Below are 21,974 nucleotides of genomic sequence, written 5' to 3'. Positions count from 1 at the left end.
CGGCCTCACTCGCTGATGCGGCGGTTGTAAAGGAGGGCATTGCCCAGGGCGCTGGGAATGAATGCGACGACTTCGCCGGCCGCGCAGAGCAGGGTGCCCGCGCCTACCACGCTGACCGTGAGCACCGTTCCCACTCCGAGGGCAGAGGCGGCGAGGCCGCTGCCAGCGACATGCAGCACCACCTTCGTGCCGTCGGACAAGGCTTCCAGGACCAGTATCGTTCCCGCCGCGCTGACCTCCACGGCATTCACCACCAGCACCGCGCCGGCGGTGGACAGGACCACGGGCAGCGCCAGCGCGGCGCTCGCCGCGGTGCTCGCGCCCACCGTCACCGACGCGACGGGCAGGGTGGACAGCATGCTGAGCGCCGATGCCTCGCTCTGCGCACGGGCTGGCGTGGATACCGCCGACCCGAAGGTGAAGGCCAATGCGGCGGCGGCAAGCAAGGTTCGAAATGATGTATTCATGATGGGTCTCCTGTTCAATCAGTGTTATTTCGTGGCTTGGTCGCGCGCGGCCGCCTCGATCAGGTCGGCGTCATGCCGGTCGCGCAGCATCTTGGCGAGCGTGAAGGCGGAGTTCACCAGGAACAGCCAGCTCACCGCGAGGAAGGCCTTGTAGGCTTCGTTGACGTCGAGATGGAACAGCCCCCATCCCGTCATGCCCATGGCGATGAAGAAGCCTGCCCAGACCACCGGGCCGTACATCCGCGTGTCGTTCCGCGCCGGCGCGGCATTCTGCTTTTCGCCATTGCGCACATGCTTCGCCAGCACGAACACCATGGTCAGGCAGAACAGGTAGCCCATGATCATGAAGCCGTATTCCACCGGCTTGCCAGGAAGATAAGCGAGTCCGACGCCGCTCAGGAAGGCCGCGATCAGGAAGGCGATCCACACCTGCATCTGCCAGGCCCGGGTATCGCGTTGGATGATGACGTTCATGTTTTCCTCTCGTTGAAGTTGCCGCCGCAGCCGGCGTTGGAGGAAGTATCGGAGCGATGCCCCGGCAATGCAGCAGCGGCGCGGAACGTGGCGCAGGGCGAACCCCGCGGTAGCGCGAAGCGATACGCGGGCGGCGCGCACGCCAGCCCCGCGGCGCCGTGCGGCCGCCGTGGCGGATTTGCCCACACTGTGTGGCGAATCTGGCGAACAAATTCCTTGCGTCGCGACAAATCTGCCGGAAACGATGATGCCGCGGCATGAAGACGCCTCCGGGCGGACGTGTATGTTGCCCCGGAAATTTCCCCGCGTTAATATCCCAGCGTTACCCCGGCGCGGCACTGCGTTGCAGGTCCGGTCCCGGATACATGACTTGAAAGATCATGGTGACAAACACCCAACCTTCCCTTTTCTCCCGCCCCAGGTTCGCCCTGTTCTGCGCGGTGCTCGCGCCGATGTCGGTCTGGCTGATGACCGACGCACGCCTGGCGCGACCGTGGGAAGTCGCGGCATGGGGCTTGTGCCTGGCGGTGTGGGCGATCTGCCTGCCGCCGCGTTTCGCGCGCTGGTGCGCCGTCGGCCAGCTGCTGGCCATGCCGCTCACCCTGGCCTGGCTGGGCACGGTGGCGGTATCCGGCACCGGCCCGTCGTTCGCCTCGACGGCTTCCGTATCTTCCGGCTCTTTCCGCGTCGTCATCGCCGCCATCCAGATGGCATTCGGTATGCCGGCCTTCATCCTGGCGGGCATGCTGTCGGTGTCCTGCGCCTTGTGGGCCTGGCGCGCGACGCGCGACATGCCGGCGGGCATGCCGAAATGGACGCAGCCCCTGGTGCTGGCCGGCCTGCTGCTCCTGTCGAATACCGCCATGAGCGTCTATCCCGGCATGCCCCAGCTTGCCACGTTCGAGGCGAAGGTGTCGGTGCCCTGGCTGTCCCACCTCGACCTGCTCAAGGAAGAAGCCGGCGTCGCGCTGACCCGGGCCGCGACCGGCGGCCATGCGCTGGAAGTGGCGACCCGCTACGCGCAGGACGCGCCGCACTTGTTCGACATGCCGGCGGGGCTCGCCGTCTTCATCGTCGGCGAATCCTTGCGTGCCGACGCCCTGATGGTGCCGGCGCGCGGTCCATGGTCCCGCGCGCTGGCTCGTCGCCTCCAGCAGGGACTCGGCGTGCGCCTGCCCGATGCCTGCAGCGCCGGAAACGCCACCTTCGTCGCGGTGCCCCGGCTCATGACCGCGTCCGGCAACGCGTCGCCGGCGGAACTGGACAAGAAGCCGACCGTGCTCGCCCTGGCGCGGGCCGCCGGCGCGAAGACCGCCTACATCAACAACCATGACGTGTGGATCGTGCCGGAACTGGGCCATGACGACGTGCTCAAGACCTCGTCCATGGAAATCAGCGCCTACGATGACGTTGCAATCGAAGCCATGTCCGATTTCCTGGTGCGCACGCCGGAGCGGCACAAGGCGGTGATGCTGCACCTGTTCGGCGAGCACTTCAATTACGAGGAACGTTATCCGGCGTCCATGTTTCCCGCCGAGCCCGCCGGCCTGTCGAAGGAAAAGCTGCTCGAACTGCGCTACGCCAGGGCGGCGGAAAACAGCGTGCGCCATCTGCTGATGGTGGCGGAGCTCCTGGACCGCCAGGAAGATCCAGCTTTTCTCGTCTTCACCAGCGACCATGGCGAGAACCTTCCGTCGGACCACACCGGCAAGCGCTTCCATGCCGGCGCCTGGGTGGGCCGGAACGACACGACGGTGCCGGCCCTGGTGCTCTGGAATCGCGCATTCGCGCGCAGCGGACGCGCCGAATCCATCGAACGCCTGGTGGAGGCCAAGGGCCTGATCGCGCACCAGGACGTCGCCAAGGCCTGGCTCGCCCTGGCCGGCATGCCCGGCATACCGGACCCGTCCAGCCATCCCACCACTTTCGGCGCGTCCGGGCTGGCAAGCCAGAGCACGCCCGACGTGGCCTGCGCCGACCTGCGGCCGTGAACATTAGCCCGGGCTAATCTTCGTGTTGCGCCGCACCTGATCTGGTTAGTGTCTCTTCAGGAGACATTCACCCGATCAGGACCTTGCCATGAACGCAACCTCGACACCGCCCGGTCCGGGCGCGGCTTCCCCGACAACGCCAGACACGTTCGACGCGAACGGTGGCAGGAAAACTTCCTGGCGCGGCATGTTCACCCGTCGCGACGCGGAATATGAAGGATGGCGCGCCGACCTGCGCGCGGCAAGAAGCGCGGCCATCGACGCGGAGATGACCGTGCTCGACGCGGAATGCGCGAAGTACCAGACCTCGATGCCCGAGGACTCGCGTTTGCGCGGTGAATTCAAGGCCACGCTCGACAGCGAGGCGAAAACCTATTTCCATCCCATCAAGGCCAGCCGCAAGGATCTGAAGTCCTTTTCCGAGGACGCCGGGTTCCGCAGCGAAAAACTTGCCGGCTTCCATGCCCTGGCCCGGCATGCCTTGCACCAGGTGATCGGCAAGCACAACGTCGCGCGGCTGCTCGAGGAAAGCGTGCAGGCCGCGCTCGAGCGGAACCGCGCCAGGCTTTCCGCCTTCGAGGCGAAGGGGGCGGAGATCCAGGCCAACCTGCGGGCGCTGGCCATCGAGGAGCTGAATGCGCGCGCCAACATGCGCATCCTCAAGGACGTCGATGGGCGCTTGAAGATGTATACGCGGGATTCCGAATTTTCATTCCAGTCGCTGCAAACCACGGTTGCCGCAGCCTTGCAACGGCGCGTCGACCTGCTGGTGCAGCGGTATCTTGCGGGCGCTGACGGCGACCGCTGACTCTCGCCAGCCGCGCTTCATGCGCCGACCGCGGAAGGCATTCCTCGCACCTATCCTTGCGTTTGCCGTGGTTCTGCCTCTCGCCTGGGCGCAGGAAAGCTTGCGCATCCGCGTTACCGAGTTCGCGCCCAATTACTTCCAGAAGGAAGGGCGCTGGGGCGGACTTGACGTGGAACTCGCCGAGGCCTTGATCCGCGAAGCCGGGTTTCAATCCATGTACCTCGACCTGCCATGGTCGCGCGCGCTCGGCTATCTGCAGTCGGGGGAGCTGGATGTAATGATGAATGTATCGCGGACGCCGGACAGGGAAGCCTTCATGTACTTCATCGGGCCGGAGCGGCTATCCCGCCGGGTGCTGGTGGTCCGGCGGGAGCAGGCTGGCTTGCCGCTCGCCGGCATGGATGACCTCGTCAAGGCAGCGGCACAGGCCCGCTCGACCATCGGCATCCAGAAAGACGCCAGGTATTCGGAAGCGTTCGACAGGCGGCTCGCCACCGATTCCGGGTTTGCGCAGTATTTTGACCCCGTGGTGCAAGGAACCGTCCTGCCCAGGAAGACGCTGGCGGGGCGCAACCTGGGATTCATCGAAGATGAATATTTCGTCGCCTACCAGTTGCGGAACAACCCCGACTTCCAGGAACTGGCGATCCATCCGCTGGCCTTGTTCGCCGACCCGGTCTACTTTGGCGTGAGCAAGGCGATCGATCCGGACAAGCTGCGCCGGCTGGAATCGGCATTCCAGCGCCTGGAAAAAAGCGGCGTGCTGGCACGCATCCGTGCGCGCTGGGCGGCGCAGAAATGAGTGCCGGAAGCCTTACTTCGCGACCAGCCCGTCCGCCTTGATCCTCGACTCCAGCGGCTTACCCTTGCGTGCCCGCTTGCCGAAGTGCCCGGCGAGCGCCGTGCCGGACAACGGAAACTCGGTCGCCTTGCCGCCGCGTCCCGCGCCGGTCACGATCACGCCGCGCTGGCTGATCGGCTGAGCCACAACCAGCTTTTCCTTTGGCTCCAGTTCCATCAGGATCACGCCGCGTCCGCCGCCGGATTGCATCTTGATTTCATCGATGCCGAACACCAGCACCCGTCCCTTTTCCGACAGGCAGGCAATCGCGCCGGCATCCTTCGCCGCGACCTTGGGCGTGACCGGCTCGTCGCCTTCGTCCAGCGTCAGGAAGGCCTTGCCGGCCTTGATGCGGCTGACCATGTCGCCCGCCTTGGCGGTGAAGCCATAGCCGGCGGTGGAAGCCAGCAGCAGCGTGGTGTCGGCGGGGCCGGCGAAGTAGTGCAGCAGGCGGGTGCCGCTTGCCACTTCCACTAGCGTGGTGACCGGCACGCCGTCGCCGCGCGCGCCGGGCAGGGCCGTGACCGGCACCGAGTAGACACGGCCGTTGGAGCCGAAAGCGAGCAGGGTGTCCACCGTGCGGCATTCAAAGGCGCCATAGAGGCCGTCGCCCGCCTTGAAGGTGAACTGCGCCGGATCGTGGCCGTGGCCGCCGCGGGCGCGTACCCAGCCCTTCTGAGACACGATGACGGTGACCGGCTCGTCCAGCACCTTCTGTTCGACGCTGGCGCGCTCGGCTTCCTCGATGAGGGTGCGGCGCGCGTCGCCGAACTGCTTGGCGTCGCCTTCGATTTCTTTGATGACCAGGCGCTTCATCGAGCTTGGATTGTCGAGCAGGTCGTGCAGCGTGGTCTTTTCCTTGCGCAGCTCGGCGAGTTCCTGCTGGATCTTGATCGCTTCCAGGCGGGCCAGCTGGCGCAGGCGGATCTCGAGGATGTCCTCGGCCTGCCGGTCCGACAGCTTGAACGCCTGCATCAGCGCAGGCTTCGGCTCGTCCGATTCGCGGATGATCCTGATGACCTTGTCGATGTTGAGCAGCACCGCTTCCCGGCCTTCGAGGATGTGGATGCGGTCATCCACTTTCCGCAGGCGGAACTCGGTGCGGCGCGTGACGGTGACGAAGCGGAAATCGACCCATTCGCGCAGGATCTGTCCCAGGCCCTTCTGGCGCGGGCGACCGTCGCCGCCGATCATCACGAGGTTGATCGAGGTGCCGGTTTCGAGCGAGGTATTAGCCAGCAGGATGTTCATGAACTCGGTCTGGTCGATGTTCTTCGACTTCGGTTCGAACACCAGGCGCACCGGCGCATCCTTGCCGGACTCGTCGCGCACGGTATCGAGCACGCCGAGGATCATCTGCTTCAGGTTGAGCTGTTCCGGCAGCAGGGCTTTCTTGCCGGTCTTGACCTTCGGGTTGGTCAGTTCCTCGATTTCTTCCAGGACCTTCTGCGCCGAGGTGCCGATGGGCAGTTCGGTCACGACCGCCTGCCACTGGCCGCGGGCGAGGTCCTCGATCTTCCAGCGGGCGCGGACCTTGAGCGTGCCGCGGCCGGATTCGTAGTATTCGGAAATCGTCGAGGTGGGGGTGATGATCTGTCCGCCGCCGGGGAAGTCCGGCCCGGGGATGAACTGCATGATCTCGGCATGCGTGAGCTTGGGATTGCGGATCATCGCCACAGCCGCCTGCGCCACTTCACGCAGGTTGTGCGAGGGGATCTCGGTGGCCAGGCCGACGGCGATGCCGGAGGCGCCGTTGAGCAGCACGAAGGGCAGCCGCGCCGGCAGCAGCTTGGGCTCCTCGGTGGAGCCGTCGTAGTTAGGCTGGAAGTCGACGGTGCCCATGTCGATTTCATCGAGCAGCAGGCGCGAGATCGGCGTCAGGCGGGCTTCGGTGTAGCGCATCGCCGCCGCGCCGTCGCCGTCGCGCGAGCCAAAGTTGCCCTGGCCGTCGATCAGTGGATAGCGCAGCGAGAAGTCCTGCGCCATGCGCACCAGCGCGTCATACACGGACTGGTCGCCGTGGGGATGCAGCTTGCCGAGCACGTCGCCCACCACCGCCGCGGATTTGCGCGGCTTGGCGGCGGCATTCAGGCCGAGGTCATGCATCGCGTACAGGATGCGGCGCTGCACCGGCTTCTGGCCGTCGCAGACGTCGGGCAGGGCGCGTCCCTTGACAACGGAAATCGCATAGTCGAGATAGGCGCGTTCGGCGAAGGTCGCCAGCGTCAATGCCTCGCCATCGCCGGATGGCATGTTTTCAAACAAGGTCGCTTGTTCGGTCATAGATTCTTAGATTCTTGCGATGTGTTGGATGACGCCGGATCAGATGTCCGCTTCCGCTTCGTTGCCGTGCTCTTCCAGCCAGGCGCGCCGCGCGGCGGCTTCGCCCTTGCCCATCAGCATGTTGAAGCGCGACTCGGATTGCATCAGGTCGAAGTCGCCGAGCGAGACCGGCAGCAGGCGCCGGGTATCGGGGTTCATGGTGGTTTCCCAGAGCTGCTCGGCGTTCATCTCGCCCAGGCCCTTGAAGCGGGAGATCGACCAGCCGCCGTCCTTCACGCCGTCCTTGCGCAGCTTGTCCTCGATGGCCGTCAGTTCGCCGTCGTCGAGCGCGTACAGCTTCTGCGCCGGCTTCTTGCCGCGCGCCGGAGCATCCACCCGGAACAGCGGCGGACGCGCCACGCAGATGTGGCCGCGCGCGATGAGCTGAGGGAAGTGCTTGAAGAACAAGGTCAGCAGCAGGACCTGGATGTGCGAGCCGTCGACGTCCGCGTCGGACAGGATGCAGATCTTGCCGTAGCGCAGGCCGGACAGGTCGGGCGCGTCGTTCGGGCCGTGAGGATCGACGCCGATCGCTACCGCGATGTCGTGGATTTCATTGTTGGCGAACAGGCGGTCGCGCTCGGTTTCCCAGGAATTGAGCACCTTGCCGCGCAGAGGCAGGATGGCCTGGAATTCCTTGTCGCGGCCCATCTTGGCGGAGCCGCCGGCGGAGTCTCCCTCGACCAGGAACAGTTCGTTGCGGGTCACGTCCTCGGATTCGCAGTCGGTCAGCTTGCCGGGCAGCACCGCCACGCCGGACGACTTCTTCTTCTCGACCTTCTGCGCCGAGCGCAGGCGGGACTGAGCCTGCTTGATGACGAGCTCGGACAGCTTCCGGCCGTAGTCGACGTGATGGTTCAGCCAGAGTTCCAGCGCCGAGCGGGTGTAGGTGGACACGAGTCGCACCGCGTCGCGCGAATTCAGGCGTTCCTTGATCTGGCCCTGGAATTGCGGATCGAGCACCTTGGCCGAGAGCACGAAGGACACCCGGGCGAACACGTCCTCGGGCAGCAGCTTGACGCCCTTGGGCAGCAGGGAATGCATCTCGACGAAGCTCTTCACTGCGCCGAACAGGCCTTCGCGCAGACCGGATTCATGCGTGCCGCCGGCCGGCGTGGGAATGAGGTTGACATAGGACTCGCGCACCACGTTGCCTTCCTCGGTCCAGGCCACGACCCAGGACGCGCCTTCGCCTTCGGCAAAGCCTTCCGCGTCGGCGGTGGCGAACTGCTCGCCCTCGAACAGCGGGATCAGCGGGTCGGCATGCGAGGCTTGGGCGAGGGATTCCACCAGGTAACCGCGCAGGCCTTGCTCGTATTGCCAGGTCTGGCTTTCGCCGGTCTTGGCGTTGGTGAGCGTGACCTTCACGCCGGGCAGCAGCACCGCCTTGGAGCGCAGCAGGCGCTGCAGTTCACCGTTGGGAATCGCCGGCGAGTCGAAGTATTTCGGGTTCGGCCACACCGTGACGCGGGTGCCTGATTTCTTGTCTTCGCGGGTCTGGGAGCGCGATTTCAGTTTCTGCACCACGTCGCCGTCGGCGAAGACGAGGTTGTGCACGCCGCCTTCGCGCCAGACCGTGATTTCCAGCCGCGAGGCGAGGGCGTTGGTGACCGACACGCCCACGCCGTGCAGGCCGCCGGAGAAGGAATAGGCGCCGCCGGAACCCTTGTCGAACTTGCCGCCCGCGTGCAGGCGGGTGAAGACGATTTCCACCGTCGGGACTTTCTCTTCGGGATGCAATCCGACCGGAATGCCGCGGCCGTCATCCTCGACGCTCACGCTGCCGTCGGCGTTCAGGGTGACGATGATGTTCTTGCCGAAGCCGCCCAGGGCTTCGTCGGACGCGTTGTCGATCACCTCCTGGATGATGTGCAGGGGGTTCTCGGTGCGGGTGTACATGCCCGGACGCTGCTTGACCGGCTCGAGGCCCTTCAGGACCCGGATCGACGATTCGCTGTAGTCGGAATTCTTTTTGGTGGCCATGCGATTGGAGAGGCTGAAATTGGATGCGGGGGAAAAGCATGTATTTAAACACAGTACTCTTCCATCATTCTAAAGAAAATTCCGGGGGAGGGGCCGGAAATGCTGCGTGGGGGAAAGTGAAAATTTGTGTTGCGCGTCGTGGATGCGATTACCGCCGCCTTTAGCTAAATAGGGGCAAGGCACTGAATTTAAAGGTATTTTCGACGCATGGCGTCAAAAATACCTTCACTACGACCCCCTCCCTTTCAAGGGGGAGGGCCGGGGTGGGGATGGGTTTCGGATGCGAACAAAGAACAGCGTTGATTTCGACAACAAGCCTCATGCTGTTCTTTGCCTGCTACCGAACCGCATCCCCACCCTAACCCTCCCCTTGAAGGGGAGGGGACCTTACAAAGGTCGATAGAATGCTGCTACTTGCTCAACGTCCGCATCCCCCGCTCAAGCCCTTCGATGGTCACCGGAAACATCCGGTTGTTCATGATCTGCCTGATCACGCTGATCGATTGCCGGTATTGCCACAAGCCTTCCGGCTCGGGGTTGAGCCAGATGTATTTCGGAAATGCGTGGGTGAAGCGCTGCAGCCATTCGGCGCCGGCTTCCTCGTTGTTGTACTCCACCGAACCGCCCGGCTGCAGGATCTCGTAGGGGCTCATGGTGGCGTCGCCGACGAAGATCACCTTGGTGTCCGGCGTGTACTTGCGCAGGATGTCCCAGGTCGGGAAACGTTCGGCATGGCGGCGGCGGTTGTTCTTCCACAGGTAGTCGTAGACGCAGTTGTGGAAATAGAAAAACTCCATGTTCTTGAATTCCGTCTTGGCGGCGGAAAACAGTTCCTCGGTGCGGGCGATGTGGTCGTCCATGGTGCCGCCAACGTCCAGCAGCATCAGGACCTTGATATTGTTCTTGCGCTCCGGCTGCATCTTGATGTCGAGGTAGCCGGCATTGTTGGCGGTGGCGCGGATGGTGTCGTCGAGCGCGAATTCGTCGGCCGCGCCCTCGCGGGCGAAGCGGCGCAGGCGGCGCAGCGCAACCTTGATGTTGCGCGTGCCGAGTTCGCGTTCGTCGTCGTAGTCGCGGAAGGCGCGGGTCTCCCAGACCTTCACCGCGGTCCGGTTGCCGCCCTTGCCGCCGATGCGGATGCCTTCCGGATTCTGGCCGCCGTTGCCGAACGGCGAGGTGCCGCCGGTGCCGATCCACTTGTTGCCGCCCTCGTGGCGTTCCTTCTGTTCCTTCAGCAGCTCGTTGAGCTTTTCCATCAGCTTGTCGTAGCCGAGCTTCTCCAGCTGCGCGAGCTGTTCCGGGGTGAGCTCGCGCTCGAGGCGCTTCTGCAGCCATTCGAGCGGAATCTCCGGGTTCTTGTCGAACACCGCCTCGATGCCGCGGAAGTACAGGCCAAAGGCCTTGTCGAACTTGTCGAAGTGGGCTTCGTCCTTGACCAGCGTGGTGCGGGAGAGGAAATAGAAATCGTCGAGCGAGGGGTCGATGACATTCTTTTCCATCGCTTCCAGCAGGACGAGGAATTCCTTGATCGACACCGGGATCTTGGCGTCTTTCAGGGTAAAGAAAAAGTCGATCAGCATGATGCTGGCTCCATTCGGGAGAGCAGGTATTGCAGGTGCCGCTTTATCGTGGGCCATTCCGACTCGATGATGGAATACACCACCGTGTCGCGCAGCGTGCCGTCAGGCATGCGGATATGGTTGCGCAGCACGCCGTCCTGCTTGGCGCCCAGGCGTTCGATCGCGGCGCGCGACTGGCGGTTCACCCAGTGCGTCCGGAATTCGACGGCGATGCAGCGCAATGCCTCGAAGGCATACTGCAGGAGCAGGAGTTTCGCTTCGGTGTTGATGCCGGTGCGCTGCGCGCTCCTCGCGTACCAGGTCGAGCCGATCTCCACGCGCATGTTGACCGCGTCGATGTTCATGTAGGTCGTCATGCCGCAGATTGCGCCGGTGTCCTGGCGGCGGATGGTGAAGGGCAGCATGCTGCCTTTCTCCTGCAGGCCGAGGCGGCGTTCGATTTCCGCTTCCATCTTGTCCGGATGCGGCACAGAGGTGTACCAGAGCTTCCAGAGCTCGCCGTCCGCGGCGGCGGCACGCAGGTCGGCGAGGTGGTGCATGGACAAGGGCTCGAGCCGGACGAGGCTGCCCGAGAGCGTGACCGGGGCGATGGGAACGTTTGCGCTCATGGCAGGAGGACCGCGCGGGTCAGCGGTTGGTGCGCGACATGAACACCAGCCGCTCGAACAGATGCACGTCCTGCTCGTTCTTCAGCAGCGCGCCGTGCAGCGGCGGCACCACCGACTTCGCATCCTTGCTGCGCAGGGTTTCGGCGGGAATGTCTTCCGCAAGCAGCAGCTTGAGCCAGTCGAGCAGCTCCGAGGTGGAAGGCTTCTTCTTCAGGCCGGCCACGTCGCGCACTTCGTAGAAGGTCTGCAGCGCTTGGGCCAGCAGGTCCTTCTTCAGGGTCGGGAAGTGCACGTCGACGATCTGCTCCATCGTGTCCTTGTCGGGGAACTTGATGTAGTGGAAGAAGCAGCGGCGCAGGAAGGCGTCGGGCAATTCCTTTTCATTATTCGAGGTGATGATGACCAGCGGACGGTGCCTGGCCTTCACCAGTTCGCGCGTCTCGTAGACGTAGAATTCCATGCGGTCGAGTTCGCGCAGCAGGTCGTTCGGAAACTCGATGTCGGCCTTGTCGATTTCATCGATCAGCAGGACCACCGGCTGGTCGGCGGTGAAGGCCTGCCACAGCACGCCCTTGACGATGTAATTGTGGATGTCCTTCACGCGCTCTTCGCCGAGCTGCGAGTCGCGCAGGCGAGAAACCGCGTCATATTCGTACAGGCCCTGCTGCGCCTTGGTGGTGGACTTGATGTGCCACTGCAGCAGCGGCATGCCCAGCGCAGCCGCCACTTCCTCTGCCAGCATGGTCTTGCCGGTTCCGGGTTCGCCCTTGATCAGCAAGGGCCGCTGCAAGGTCAGCGCCGCATTCACCGCGAGCTTCAGATCGTTTGTCGCAACGTAATTCTGGGAACCTTCGAAACGTGTTTCTGGTCGCATGACGTTGTATCTCGAATAAGAATGTAAGGATAAGACCAAGTATAAGCGAGATCGTGTGCCGGGGTTGGACGCCTCGCCGCCCGCTTCGGCGCGATCTCCATCACCTCCATGAAAATTTCCCTGATGAAGCTTGCCGTGGCCTGGCGACGATTTCGTCGCGACGGGCAGGGTGGACGCGGCAGTCACGGGCGCACGGCAAAGGCAGCGCGCGAGCGAAGCCTGATGCTGCATCGCCTTGCGCTGGAACGCCTGATGCAGCGCGCCAATCCGTTTTCTCCCTGGGGCGAGCGCGCCAACTGGCTGATCGACGTCGCCGACTGGCTGCGCCGCGGCCTCGATGCCGAAATGCGCGCCGACGCATCCGCGCCGGATCCGGCCGCATCGCTGCGCGCGCGCCAGCGCCGCGTCGCCTTCCTGCTGGACTGGCTCGACAGTCACCGCGACCTGCGCCGCGTGGTGCGCACCACCGTGCAGAAGACCCTGCGCGAAGCGATCGGCCCGGAGCTCTTCTGCGAGACCGGACTGCCTCAGGAGCCCGGCATGTTCCGCGCCTTCGGCGAGCGCATGCGCAAGATCCTGCTGCCCGACTCCTCGCTGCGGCCGGACATGTCGGCGCTGTTCACCGCCATGTTCCCGAGGCCGGACGATGCCGGCTGGCTGACAGCGCTGGACCAGCGCACCCTGCACCGCCTGATGCGCCTGTGCGCCGACGACGGCATCGCCCACGGCTACCGCAAGCAGCTCGACGAAGCACTGGTGTACCTCGCGTCCATGGTGGCGGCCGTCGGCATCGGCCCCGAGTTCCGGCAGCGGCTGGATCCCGGCATGGCCCTGCAGGCCACGCCATTCATGTCGCTGCGGCGCGAGATCGAGAAATACGTGCTGATGCCGCTCGGCGACGGCGCCACCCTGCGCAGCGTCCGCATGCTGGTCGCGGTATGCCAGGCCCAGACCGACCGCATCTACGCCCACCTCGACGAGCATGGCGTGTCGATGGGGCTGGTCTATCGCGTCGAGCGCATGCGCGCTCAGCTGCAGCGCATGGGCCGGCTGATCGATGCGCGCGCCGCGCCGCTGGAACAGCCGGGCAGCGCCGGCATCCAGGCGCTGCTGTCCGACATCGCGCAAGCCCATCATGCGCACGCCCTGTCGCGCGGCGTGGTGCGGCGGAGCTTCGCCTTGCTGGCGCGCAAGATCGTCGAGCGGCACGCGGCGCGCGACGAACGCCATGCCGCGCATGATCGCGCGCAGTATGCGGGCATGTTCTCGGCCGGCTGGCGCGGCGGCCTGCTGCTCGCGATCGCCGTTCTCGGCAAGCAGGCATGGAATGGCGGCGCGCGCTTTTTCGACGGCACCCTGGCCGCGGCCGGCTTCAGCCTGAGCTTCGGCATGATATGGGCGGCGGGCGGACTGCTGGCCGGTCAGCAGCCGGCGGTGACCACGCCGGTGCTGGCGGCGCACCTGCGCGCGCTGGACAACATGGCCGCCATGCGCAGGCTGCTTGCCGAATGCGCCGCCATCCTGCGCGGACACGCGGCCGCCATGCTCGGCAACCTGCTCGGCGTCGTGCTGGCCGCCCTCGTGCTGGCGGGCGGGTTGTGGCTCGCGGCCTCCCGCGTCATGCTGCCTCCCGCGACGGCGCAGGCAGCGCTTGCGGACATGGCGCAGGTCGGTCCCACGCTGGTGTTCGGCGCCGCGACCGGCGTCATGCTCTGGTTCGCCGGTATCCTCGGCGGATTCGCCGACAACTGGTTCGCGCTGCGCCGGATGAAGGATGCGCTGGCGCATCATCGCCACCTGGTTCGCCTGCTGGGCGCGCCGCGGGCGCAGCGCTGGGCGGAGCGCCTCGAGCGGCATGCCGCGTCCGGCGCGGGCATGGTCTCCCTCGCGCTGATGTTCGGCCTCGTGCCGGCGCTGGCGGGATTCTTCGGCCTGCGCTTCGAGATCAGGCACGCCGCCCTGGTCGCGGGTCGCCTCGCGAGCGCCGCCGCGAGCCTCGGACCGGACGTCTTCCACGAGGCGGATTTCTGGCTGGCGGTGGTCAACGTTCTCCTTGCTGGCGCGCTCAATGTCGGCGTCGCGCTGACCTGTGCCCTCGTGCTCGCGATGCATGCGCGCGGCCTGCCGATGCGCGCGCGGCGCATGGTGTTCGCCGCGCTCGTGCGCCGCGTGGCCTTCGCCGGATCGACCTACCTGCCGCCGCCGCGCGAAAAGGCGCCGATTCCGCAGCCGCAGGTCCCGCCGCCCGGCGCCGTGCCGCCCGACGACGAGAATGCCCGTCGCCGCGCCGGGACACGCTAGTTGGACTTGCCGGAGTCTTCAGGTAAAATTAAGCGTTTTGGTGCGCCGAGGCAATATGCCGCTGGCTGCGGTGGGAACATTCACCGGAGGCGGGCGGCGCGGTCCGTGCCCCAGCAGATTTCGCATTAACCCATTCCCATTGAACATGAAAAAAATCTTTGCGCTTCTCGCGCTAGCGGGTGTTGCCGGTGGTGCTGTCGCAGCGGACGTGACAGGCAATGCCAAGGCGGCGGAAAACAAGGTCGCCATGTGCATCGGCTGCCACGGCATTCCCGGCTACAAGGCAACCTTCCCCGAGGTGTACCAGGTTCCCATGCTCGGCGGCCAGTCCGCCAAGTACATCGAATCGGCACTGAACGCCTACAAGAAGGGCGAGCGCAAGCATCCCAGCATGCGCGGCGTGGCCGCCGGCCTGACGGACCAGGACATCGCCGACCTCGCGGCTTACTACTCGCAGCAGAAATAAGGGGACAGAATGAAAAAGATTTTCGCAGCAGCAGTGGCGCTGATGTCGCTGAACGCCATGGCTGGCGGCAACGTGGATGCCGGCAAGGCGGCCGCCGAGAAGTACAATTGCGCCTCCTGCCACGGCAAGGACTTCAACAGGCCGATCGACCCCTCCTATCCCAAGCTGGCCGGCCAACACCAGGACTACCTGGAGCATGCGCTGGTCTCCTACCAGCGCGGCGCCGACGGCGCGAACGGCCGCGGCAACGCCATCATGGGCGCCCAGGCCAAGGCCTTGTCCAAGAAAGACATCCAGGACATCGCCGCCTACCTGCACAGCCTCCCGACTTCGCTGGTCCTGCGCAAGTAAGCCTCACCGGTCGCGCAATTTGCGCGGCGCAAACGAAAAAGCCACGGCATGCCGTGGCTTTTTTGCATTTCACGGCAAGTCCGCGTGATCAGCGCTTCCGAACGCACTCCACGTAGGACGCGCCGTCCGGCGGCAGGCCGCTGCGCTGCGATTGCCAGATCATCTCGCCCAGGCATTCCATCATTTCATGCTGGGCATTGTGCTCCGAGCCAAGCCGCTGCGCGAGGCCGAGGAAGGCGGCGCGGATGCCCGGCGGCTGGTCGATGGAAATCTGTTCGGCGATGGACAGGTGCATCGACAGGTGGAGGAAGGGATTGCTTCGTCCGCGTTCCACCGAGTAATCGGCGGCAAGCGCTTCGTCGACGCTGGCAAGATCGCCCGCATATTCCGGGTGCTGCACGATCCAGTCGCGGGCGATCGCTTCGAGTGGCGTCAGGATTTCGCCGGCTTCCACCTTGCGGTAGGTTTCGCAAAAGAATCGTCGGACGTCGTGCTGGGAAGGCGTAAACATGATCTCGCGGGAGATGGATCGAATCGGTGATTGTAGCGGTGAACCAGCGGCCTCGCGCTGCTACACGCCCTTTTCGGGCAGCGGCGTCTTCTCCTTGAATTCGCACAGGTCGGCGATCACGCAGTTCCAGCATTGCGGCTTGCGCGCGATGCAGGTATAGCGGCCATGCAGGATCAGCCAGTGATGCGCGTCGTTCCTGAATTCTGACGGCACCACCTTCAGCAGCTTCTGCTCGACAGCGTCGACGTCCTTGCCGGGCGCGATGCCGGTGCGGTTGGAGACGCGGAAGATATGCGTGTCGACGGCGATCGTCGGCTCGCCGAACGCGGTGTTCAGCACCACGTTCGCGGTCTTGCGGCCCACGCCCGGCAAGGCCTGCAGCGCCTCGCGCAGGCGCGGCACCTCCCCGCCATGCTGTTCCATCAGGATGCGGCAGGTCTCGATGACGTTCTTTGCCTTGGTGCGAAACAGGCCGATGGTGCGGATGTAATCGATCAGCCCATCGACGCCAAGGCCATGGATGGCCTCCGGCGTGTTTGCCACCGGATAGAGCCTGCGCGTCGCCTTGTTGACCGATACGTCCGTGGCTTGCGCCGACAGGATGACCGCGACCAGCAGCTCGAATGGCGTGGTGTATTCGAGTTCGGTGGTGGGATGCGGGTTGGCTTCCCGGAAGCGCCGGAAGATCTCCTGGCGTTTTTCCGCGTTCATCGGCTCAGTCTTCCTTGGGCTGGTGTTCGAGGCGCGCGTTCACTTCGTCGATCTGGCGTCGCACGCCGCGCGACACATCCTGCATGCCGGGCTGGGCCTGGGCGCGTGCCGCCTGCTGCTCCTTCTGCAGGCGGGCGCGTTCCATGGCAGCCTGGATGATGGCCCGCTTGCGTTCCTGCTCCGCGCGCTGCTCGGGCGTCAGCGTGGGCTCGGCTTCCACCGCCTTCAGCTTGGCCACCGCCTTCGCGGCGAGGCGCGCATCGTTCTCTTCCTTTTCCCGGCGCAGCCGGAACACCCGGAACTGGAATCGCGCGCGCGCCGCGTCGGCCTGTTCCTGCGACCACGCATCCCATCCGGTCTTGCCGGGCGTGGCCTCGACCATGTCGATGCAGTCGACGGGGCAGGGTGCGACGCAGAGGTCGCAGCCGGTGCAGAGGCCGGGCAGGACGGTATGCATCTGCTTGGCCGCGCCCACGATGGCATCCACGGGGCAGGCCTGTATGCAGAGCGTGCAGCCGATGCAAAGGCGCTCGTCGATGACGGCCACCGGGCGCGGCCGTTCCACGCCGTTCGCTGGATTGAGGGGAATGACGGGCTTGCCGATGATGGCGGCGATGCGGGCAATGCCTTGCTCGCCGCCCGGCGGGCACTGGTTATGGCCAGCCTTGCCGTCGGCGATCGCTTCGGCGTAGGGACGGCAGGCCGGATAGCCGCATTTCGTGCACTGGGTCTGCGGAAGCAGGGCGTCGATGCGGTCGGCCAGCGAGGGAAGAGTGGAGGACACGGACTGCGGCTGGAGAAAAAGAAGGATTATCGCGCAAAGCGGGGCGGTTGTTGCGATTCCGGTGTTCCGGAAGCGCCAAACAAAAAGCCGTCCCGGGTGGGGACGGCTTTCAGTCGTGCATGCCGCGTATCAGGGCATCAGTACATCAGCTATGCGCGCGGATGAATTCGCCGATCTGCGGGCAAATGTTTTCGCGCCAGCGGCGGCCGGAGAAGATGCCGTAGTGTCCGCATTTCGGCGCGGTCAAGTGCTTCTTCTTCGACTTCGGAATGCCCGAGCAGAGGTCGTGCGCGGCCTGGGTCTGGCCGGCGCCGGAGATGTCATCGAGCTCGCCTTCGATGGTGAACAGGGCGACGTTCTTGATGTCCTGCGGACGCACCAGCTTGCCCTCGACTTCCCAGGTCCCCATGGGAAGGCGGAATTCCTGGAACACGATCTTGATGGTCTCGAGGTAGTACTCGGCCGGCATGTCGAGCACCGCATTGTATTCATCGTAGAAACGGCGATGTTCTTCCGCGGATTCCTGGTCGCCCTTGCGCAGGTGCATGTAGAAGTCCCAGTGGCTCTGCGCATGGCGGCCCGGGTTCATGGCGATGAATCCGGCATGCTGCAGGAAGCCGGGATAGACCTTCCGGCCGAAGCCCGGATAGTTGGGCGGCACGCTGTAGATCACCTTGTTCTCGAACCAGGAGAACGGCTTCTTCGTGGCGAGGTCATTGACCGCGGTGGGCGACTTGCGCGGGTCGATCGGGCCGCCCATCATGGTCATGGTCTTGGGCAGCTTGGGATCGTTGGCGCTGGCCATCAGCGAGATCGCGGCGAGCACCGGCACGGTGGGCTGGCAGACCGAGATCACGTGCACGTCCGGGCCGAGGCGGCGGATGAAATCCTGCACGTAGTAGATGTAGTCATGCAGGTGGAACGCGCCTTCCGAGGCCGACACCATGCGGGCGTCGGTCCAGTCGGTGATGTACACGTCATTCTCGGAGAGCAGGGCGCGGACGGTATCGCGCAGCAGCGTGGAATGGTGGCCGGACAGCGGTGCAACGAGCAGCACGACGGGCTGTTTCAAGCCGGCGAACTGCTTGTCGCTCAGATCTTTCTTGAAGTGGATGAGGCGGCAGAAGGGACGCTGTGCGTCGACTTCTTCAAACACGCCGACCGATTTTCCCTGGACGGGAACGGTCTTGATGCCGAATTCAGGTTTTTCGTAATCCTTGCCGAGCCGGTACATCAGTTCGTAACCCGCGGCGATGCGCTGTGCAAAGGGGGTGTGGGCAAGAGGCGAAACCGGATTCGTGAACAGCTTGGCGGAAGCTTCGGCCCATTGGATGAGCGGGTTCAGGAAGGTACGGTTCAATTCGTGAAATTGGTAGAGCATAAGGGCCTCTTTCAAGTGGTACCGGTGTCGCTCGATTCTGCTGGGAAAGGAGCTTTGCTGCAATGCATCAGTGTCAACTTCGTCACTTTCCGCATAAAAATATTTCTGGAAACACTCACATCCGCCGACCTGATCAATTTCTTGTCCCGTCCTGGAACAAAAAAGAACAGGCGTTCAAAATGAGCTTGTTCATGAGAAACATAACACAAAGTCTCGATCCCGATACAAGCCAATTGAGCATAAGAACCACAGCCAACAATTGATTTTTATTAACCACTCCAGCTTTTCAGTCTGCAAATCAACTGCTTGATTGCTTTTTCTCATGCCTGATAACGCTAACGCCACATTCAAACTGTCGCAATTGTGCGACGCAATGGATCAACTGGTTTTACCTGTGGTGTTTCACCGGGCAAAGCTTGCATGGATCATGCCAACCGGTTTCCAAAGCCTTCAGCATAAGGAAAATCCATCGTGAGGCTGTAAACATTAAAAAAGTCTAAACAAGCATAGGCCCGTTTGAGGCATGACTTTGCGCGTTGCGTCATGCCAGTGTAAAAATTACGCGCTTCCCGGGCGCCAAGTGCCAGCCATTTGATGAAATCAGCGCCGGCATTTACTTAGTAGAACGTTGCCCTGTTGGATTCCAGCCGACACGGCGGCAACAGATGTTGAGAGGCCGCAATGAAAAACGCCTTCCGCTTTTCAGGCGGAAGGCGTTGCAGGAGGGGGCGATGTCGCCGGGGAAACCTTAGTCGAACACCGGGGTTTCGACGCCGAGGACCTTGTGCAGTTTGGGCGAGGTCGTGGTGTATTGCATGTGGATCTTCTTGTCCGGGAAGATGTAGGGCGCTGCGCCGAAAGCGGCCAGTGCTGCCTCGTGGAAACCGGAGAGGATGAGCTTTTTCTTGCCAGGGTAGGTGTTGATGTCACCCACGGCGAAGATGCCAGGCACGTTAGTTTCGAATTTCTCGGTGTCCACCTTCAGCTGTTTGCGCTCGATGTCCAATCCCCATTCGGCGATCGGGCCGAGTTTCGGCGAGAGGCCGAAGAAGACCAGCAGGGTATCTACCGGCAGGCGGCGGGTCACGCCGTCCGCGCCCGTCACCTTGATTTCGGTGAGCTGCTCGTCCTGCGATTCGAAGCCGGTCACTTGTCCGACCAGGAATTGCATCTCGTACTGGTCGCAGAGTTCCTTCATCTTGGCAACGGACGCGGGCGCGGCGCGGAATTCCTCGCGGCGATGCAGCAGCACGACCGACTCGGCCTTGCCGACGAAGTTGAGCACCCAGTCCAGCGCCGAGTCGCCGCCGCCGCAGATCACGAGGTTCTTGCCATGGAACTGGCTCGGGTCCTTGACGCGGTAGAACAACTGCTTGCCTTCGAAGGCCTCGATGCCATCCACCTTCAGCGTGCGCGGCTGGAAGGAACCGACGCCGGCGGCGATGAAGATGGTTTTGGTGATGAAGCGCGTGCCGGCGGAGGTCTCGAGGTTGAAGCGTCCGTCTTCGCGCTTCTCGACGACGGTGACTTCCTGGTTGAGGTGGAAGGTGGCGCCGAAGGGCTCGATCTGCTTGAGCAGGTTGTCGGTCAGTTCCTTGCCGGTGCAGACGGGGACCGCGGGAATGTCGTAGATGGGCTTGTCGGGATACAGCTCCATGCACTGGCCGCCGACCACGGGCAGCGAATCGATGACATGCGCCTTGATCTCGAGCAGGCCGAGTTCGAAGACCTGGAAGAGGCCGACCGGGCCGGCGCCCACGATGACGGCATCGGTTTCGATCGGGCCGCCGGCATTGGCGGGGACGGCCGGGGCCTGGGTGGATGCGCTTACGCCGTTGCTGATGTCCATACGACTATCTAGTTCCTGTTTCATTGCGAGGTTTCCAAAATTGCCGACGCTCCTTGGTGCGCAAGCGCCCGGACACCGGGCGCTTGTTCGACGGCGGACGGCCATGTCTGGCTTCGAGGTCCCCTTGTTTTTTTGGTGTTGCGGCTGGACGGCCAAGCGGCCGGCCGGCGAACTTGCCCTTACTTGGCCAGTTCGGCGAGCTTGTCCTTGACGTCTTTCCACTCGTCGGCGTCGGGCAGCGGCGCCTTGGTCTTGGTGATCGATGGCCACTTGCGGGCGAGTTCGACATTGAGCTTGATGAACTGTTGCTGGTCGGCCGGCACGTCCTCTTCGGCATAGATGGCATTGACCGGGCATTCGGCGACGCACACGGCGCAGTCGATGCACTCGTCGGGGTCGATGGCAAGAAAGTTCGGGCCTTCGCGGAAGCAGTCTACCGGGCATACATCCACGCAATCGGTATAGCGGCAGCGGATGCAGGATTCGGTCACAACGTGGGTCATAACAGTCCTATTTGAAAATTTTTCGACTTTGATGGGTTTGGAGCCGGGCGCGCGCAGGGAAAGGTCCCCGGACAAAAAGATGATCCCGCTGCAAAGCCTTGTATTTTAAGACAATTAAGTGCATCTAACAAACCCGATTTAGACAGAATACGCATAAGCAAATGCGGCGGCCGCGCCGGCGGCGGACGCGTTCCCGGATTCGGCACGATTTTCCCTGCCGGCGTTGCCATCCGGGCAAGCCCGAACGGCCGCAGCCAGGAAAAAAGTGGTGACGAAGGGCGTCGGAGCTGCGGCGATGATAGTCCCCGCCGCGGCGAAACGCCTTGATGAATGTTTTGCTTCGCGGATTTGAAATGAAATCATGAGTCGGCGGGACGGGATGGCCCTGGCCTTGGGTTAGACTCGCTGCATTCGCGCCGAGCGCGCGCAACGGGAAAGCAAGCGCCATGGATACCTCCGCCGCACGTCAAGCGATCTTGAACCGCATCCGCCGCGCCCAGGGCCGGCCGGAACAGCCTGCCTCCGGCGAGCGGCAGGCCGCCGACGACTACCTGGCGCAGCACGCCCGCGGCCCGATGCCCGACATCGGCACGGACGTCGTCGCGCGATTCCGCGAGCAGGCGCTCAGGATGTCGGACACGGTGTCCGAAGTCGCCGCGTCGGCGCAGGTGCCGGCCGAGGTGGCCGCCTACCTGGATGGCATCGCGGTGGCGCGCCGGGCCATCGCCTGGCGCACCCTGTCCGGCCTGCCGTGGCGGGAGGCCGGAATGGAGGTGGAATGCCGCCCGCCCAGCAACGACGACCTTGTTGGCATCACGGGCGCGTTCTGCGCCATTGCCGAGACCGGCACGCTGATGCTGCTGTCCGGCCCGGATACCTGGTCTTCGGCCAGCCTGTTGCCGGAAACGCATGTCGCCATCCTGCCGGCATCCCGCATCGTTGCTTCCATGGAAGACGCCTTCGCCCTCGCGCGCAGCGAAAGGGGAGGCCTGCCGCGCGCGGTCAACTTCATCTCCGGACCATCACGCACCGGCGACATCGAGCAGACCATCGTGCTCGGCGCGCACGGGCCCTACCGGGTGCACGTCATCCTGGTGCGGGACGAGTGAAGCAGCGGCCGGCAGGCCGCTTCAGTATCTCTACTTAGCGAATTCACGCTGCCGCCACGC

The 21,974-nt window shown here is 64.1% G+C and carries 21 protein-coding genes; 7 read left to right on the top strand and 14 right to left on the bottom strand.

The window, feature by feature from the left end:
• Positions 1 to 5: 5 nt before the first annotated feature.
• Both G3574_RS08895 and G3574_RS08890 read right to left on the bottom strand, forming a co-directional pair.
• Positions 6 to 467 (bottom strand): hypothetical protein, encoded by a 462-nt coding sequence (locus G3574_RS08895; RefSeq protein WP_163962147.1) that lies wholly within the window; start codon positions 465 to 467, stop codon positions 6 to 8.
• 24 nt (positions 468 to 491) lie between these two features.
• A complete protein-coding gene (locus G3574_RS08890) occupies positions 492 to 941 on the bottom strand; it encodes a YiaA/YiaB family inner membrane protein (RefSeq protein ID WP_163962145.1) in 450 nt (149 codons plus the stop codon).
• A gap of 380 nt (positions 942 to 1,321) precedes the next feature.
• On the opposite strand from G3574_RS08890, the gene G3574_RS08885 reads away from it, so the two are divergent.
• The 3 genes from G3574_RS08885 to G3574_RS08875 all read left to right on the top strand — a co-directional run bounded on the left by G3574_RS08885 (position 1,322) and on the right by G3574_RS08875 (position 4,542).
• On the top strand, positions 1,322 to 2,932 hold the full coding sequence (locus tag G3574_RS08885) for a sulfatase-like hydrolase/transferase (RefSeq protein WP_163962143.1): 1,611 nt from the start codon (positions 1,322 to 1,324) through the stop codon (positions 2,930 to 2,932).
• An 88-nt stretch (positions 2,933 to 3,020) separates the two neighbouring features.
• Positions 3,021 to 3,740 (top strand): hypothetical protein, encoded by a 720-nt coding sequence (locus tag G3574_RS08880; RefSeq protein WP_163962140.1) that lies wholly within the window; start codon positions 3,021 to 3,023, stop codon positions 3,738 to 3,740.
• 67 nt (positions 3,741 to 3,807) lie between these two features.
• Complete coding sequence (locus tag G3574_RS08875; RefSeq protein WP_205609718.1) at positions 3,808 to 4,542, top strand: substrate-binding periplasmic protein; 735 nt, start codon at positions 3,808 to 3,810, stop codon at positions 4,540 to 4,542.
• A 12-nt stretch (positions 4,543 to 4,554) separates the two neighbouring features.
• On the opposite strand, the gene parC is transcribed toward G3574_RS08875, so the two are convergent.
• The 5 genes from parC to G3574_RS08850 form a co-directional block, all read right to left on the bottom strand.
• On the bottom strand, positions 4,555 to 6,864 hold the full coding sequence (gene parC, locus G3574_RS08870) for a DNA topoisomerase IV subunit A (protein ID WP_163962136.1): 2,310 nt from the start codon (positions 6,862 to 6,864) through the stop codon (positions 4,555 to 4,557).
• Positions 6,865 to 6,903: 39 nt separating this feature from the next.
• Complete coding sequence (locus tag G3574_RS08865; RefSeq protein WP_163962134.1) at positions 6,904 to 8,886, bottom strand: DNA topoisomerase IV subunit B; 1,983 nt, start codon at positions 8,884 to 8,886, stop codon at positions 6,904 to 6,906.
• A gap of 410 nt (positions 8,887 to 9,296) precedes the next feature.
• Positions 9,297 to 10,466, bottom strand: coding sequence for a vWA domain-containing protein (locus G3574_RS08860; RefSeq protein WP_163962133.1), 1,170 nt, complete (start codon positions 10,464 to 10,466; stop codon positions 9,297 to 9,299).
• On the bottom strand, positions 10,460 to 11,074 hold the full coding sequence (locus G3574_RS08855; protein WP_163962131.1) for a GNAT family N-acetyltransferase: 615 nt from the start codon (positions 11,072 to 11,074) through the stop codon (positions 10,460 to 10,462). The genes G3574_RS08860 and G3574_RS08855 overlap by 7 nt, the downstream gene beginning before the upstream one ends.
• Positions 11,075 to 11,093: 19 nt before the next feature.
• Complete coding sequence (locus tag G3574_RS08850; RefSeq protein ID WP_163962129.1) at positions 11,094 to 11,948, bottom strand: AAA family ATPase; 855 nt, start codon at positions 11,946 to 11,948, stop codon at positions 11,094 to 11,096.
• 108 nt (positions 11,949 to 12,056) lie between these two features.
• On the opposite strand from G3574_RS08850, the gene G3574_RS08845 reads away from it, so the two are divergent.
• The 3 genes from G3574_RS08845 (at position 12,057) to G3574_RS08835 (ending at position 15,066) form a co-directional block, all read left to right on the top strand.
• A complete protein-coding gene (locus G3574_RS08845; protein WP_163962127.1) occupies positions 12,057 to 14,249 on the top strand; it encodes a site-specific recombinase in 2,193 nt (730 codons plus the stop codon).
• A gap of 145 nt (positions 14,250 to 14,394) precedes the next feature.
• Positions 14,395 to 14,715, top strand: coding sequence for a c-type cytochrome (locus G3574_RS08840; protein WP_163962125.1), 321 nt, complete (start codon positions 14,395 to 14,397; stop codon positions 14,713 to 14,715).
• A gap of 9 nt (positions 14,716 to 14,724) precedes the next feature.
• Positions 14,725 to 15,066 carry a c-type cytochrome gene (locus G3574_RS08835; protein ID WP_163962123.1) on the top strand — a complete coding sequence of 114 codons (342 nt, stop codon included), beginning with the start codon at positions 14,725 to 14,727 and terminating at the stop codon, positions 15,064 to 15,066.
• A gap of 88 nt (positions 15,067 to 15,154) precedes the next feature.
• On the opposite strand, the gene G3574_RS08830 is transcribed toward G3574_RS08835, so the two are convergent.
• The 7 genes from G3574_RS08830 to G3574_RS08800 form a co-directional block, all read right to left on the bottom strand.
• Entirely contained in the window at positions 15,155 to 15,577 is a 423-nt protein-coding gene (locus G3574_RS08830; RefSeq protein WP_163962122.1) for a DUF1841 family protein, read from the bottom strand.
• 60 nt (positions 15,578 to 15,637) lie between these two features.
• On the bottom strand, positions 15,638 to 16,288 hold the full coding sequence (gene nth / locus G3574_RS08825) for an endonuclease III (protein ID WP_163962120.1): 651 nt from the start codon (positions 16,286 to 16,288) through the stop codon (positions 15,638 to 15,640).
• 4 nt (positions 16,289 to 16,292) lie between these two features.
• Complete coding sequence (gene rsxB, locus G3574_RS08820) at positions 16,293 to 17,072, bottom strand: electron transport complex subunit RsxB (protein ID WP_328804768.1); 780 nt, start codon at positions 17,070 to 17,072, stop codon at positions 16,293 to 16,295.
• A gap of 145 nt (positions 17,073 to 17,217) precedes the next feature.
• Positions 17,218 to 18,453 (bottom strand): polyhydroxyalkanoate depolymerase, encoded by a 1,236-nt coding sequence (locus tag G3574_RS08815; RefSeq protein ID WP_163962118.1) that lies wholly within the window; start codon positions 18,451 to 18,453, stop codon positions 17,218 to 17,220.
• A 748-nt stretch (positions 18,454 to 19,201) separates the two neighbouring features.
• Positions 19,202 to 20,302 carry an NAD(P)/FAD-dependent oxidoreductase gene (locus G3574_RS08810; protein ID WP_163962224.1) on the bottom strand — a complete coding sequence of 367 codons (1,101 nt, stop codon included), beginning with the start codon at positions 20,300 to 20,302 and terminating at the stop codon, positions 19,202 to 19,204.
• 179 nt (positions 20,303 to 20,481) lie between these two features.
• Positions 20,482 to 20,805 (bottom strand): ferredoxin FdxA, encoded by a 324-nt coding sequence (gene fdxA / locus G3574_RS08805; protein WP_163962116.1) that lies wholly within the window; start codon positions 20,803 to 20,805, stop codon positions 20,482 to 20,484.
• A 138-nt stretch (positions 20,806 to 20,943) separates the two neighbouring features.
• Complete coding sequence (locus G3574_RS08800) at positions 20,944 to 21,168, bottom strand: hypothetical protein (protein ID WP_163962114.1); 225 nt, start codon at positions 21,166 to 21,168, stop codon at positions 20,944 to 20,946.
• A gap of 83 nt (positions 21,169 to 21,251) precedes the next feature.
• Here G3574_RS08800 and G3574_RS08795 point away from each other — a divergent pair, with 83 nt between their 5' ends.
• On the top strand, positions 21,252 to 21,914 hold the full coding sequence (locus tag G3574_RS08795) for a LutC/YkgG family protein (RefSeq protein WP_163962112.1): 663 nt from the start codon (positions 21,252 to 21,254) through the stop codon (positions 21,912 to 21,914).
• The last annotated feature ends 60 nt before the right edge of the window (positions 21,915 to 21,974 follow it).

Origin of the sequence: Noviherbaspirillum galbum (genome assembly GCF_010974945.1) — a bacterium.
Taxonomy (GTDB): Bacteria; Pseudomonadota; Gammaproteobacteria; order Burkholderiales; family Burkholderiaceae_D; genus Noviherbaspirillum; species Noviherbaspirillum galbum.
Note: the sequence above shows the minus strand (reverse complement) of the source record. Positions and strands in the feature narration are given on the sequence as shown.

Bases quoted from the DNA above. Each gene is read 5' to 3' on its own strand.
- G3574_RS08895 (WP_163962147.1), bottom strand. From the start codon at position 467: ATGAATACATCATTTCGAACCTTGCTTGCCGCCGCCGCATTGGCCTTC.
- G3574_RS08890 (WP_163962145.1), bottom strand. From the start codon at position 941: ATGAACGTCATCATCCAACGCGATACCCGGGCCTGGCAGATGCAGGTG.
- G3574_RS08885 (WP_163962143.1), top strand. From the start codon at position 1,322: ATGGTGACAAACACCCAACCTTCCCTTTTCTCCCGCCCCAGGTTCGCC.
- G3574_RS08880 (WP_163962140.1), top strand. From the start codon at position 3,021: ATGAACGCAACCTCGACACCGCCCGGTCCGGGCGCGGCTTCCCCGACA.
- parC (WP_163962136.1), bottom strand. From the start codon at position 6,864: ATGACCGAACAAGCGACCTTGTTTGAAAACATGCCATCCGGCGATGGC.
- G3574_RS08865 (WP_163962134.1), bottom strand. From the start codon at position 8,886: ATGGCCACCAAAAAGAATTCCGACTACAGCGAATCGTCGATCCGGGTC.
- G3574_RS08860 (WP_163962133.1), bottom strand. From the start codon at position 10,466: ATGCTGATCGACTTTTTCTTTACCCTGAAAGACGCCAAGATCCCGGTG.
- G3574_RS08855 (WP_163962131.1), bottom strand. From the start codon at position 11,074: ATGAGCGCAAACGTTCCCATCGCCCCGGTCACGCTCTCGGGCAGCCTC.
- G3574_RS08850 (WP_163962129.1), bottom strand. From the start codon at position 11,948: ATGCGACCAGAAACACGTTTCGAAGGTTCCCAGAATTACGTTGCGACA.
- G3574_RS08845 (WP_163962127.1), top strand. From the start codon at position 12,057: ATGAAAATTTCCCTGATGAAGCTTGCCGTGGCCTGGCGACGATTTCGT.
- G3574_RS08840 (WP_163962125.1), top strand. From the start codon at position 14,395: ATGAAAAAAATCTTTGCGCTTCTCGCGCTAGCGGGTGTTGCCGGTGGT.
- G3574_RS08835 (WP_163962123.1), top strand. From the start codon at position 14,725: ATGAAAAAGATTTTCGCAGCAGCAGTGGCGCTGATGTCGCTGAACGCC.
- G3574_RS08830 (WP_163962122.1), bottom strand. From the start codon at position 15,577: ATGTTTACGCCTTCCCAGCACGACGTCCGACGATTCTTTTGCGAAACC.
- nth (WP_163962120.1), bottom strand. From the start codon at position 16,288: ATGAACGCGGAAAAACGCCAGGAGATCTTCCGGCGCTTCCGGGAAGCC.
- G3574_RS08815 (WP_163962118.1), bottom strand. From the start codon at position 18,453: ATGCTCTACCAATTTCACGAATTGAACCGTACCTTCCTGAACCCGCTC.
- G3574_RS08810 (WP_163962224.1), bottom strand. From the start codon at position 20,302: ATGGACATCAGCAACGGCGTAAGCGCATCCACCCAGGCCCCGGCCGTC.
- fdxA (WP_163962116.1), bottom strand. From the start codon at position 20,805: ATGACCCACGTTGTGACCGAATCCTGCATCCGCTGCCGCTATACCGAT.
- G3574_RS08800 (WP_163962114.1), bottom strand. From the start codon at position 21,168: ATGATTTCATTTCAAATCCGCGAAGCAAAACATTCATCAAGGCGTTTC.
- G3574_RS08795 (WP_163962112.1), top strand. From the start codon at position 21,252: ATGGATACCTCCGCCGCACGTCAAGCGATCTTGAACCGCATCCGCCGC.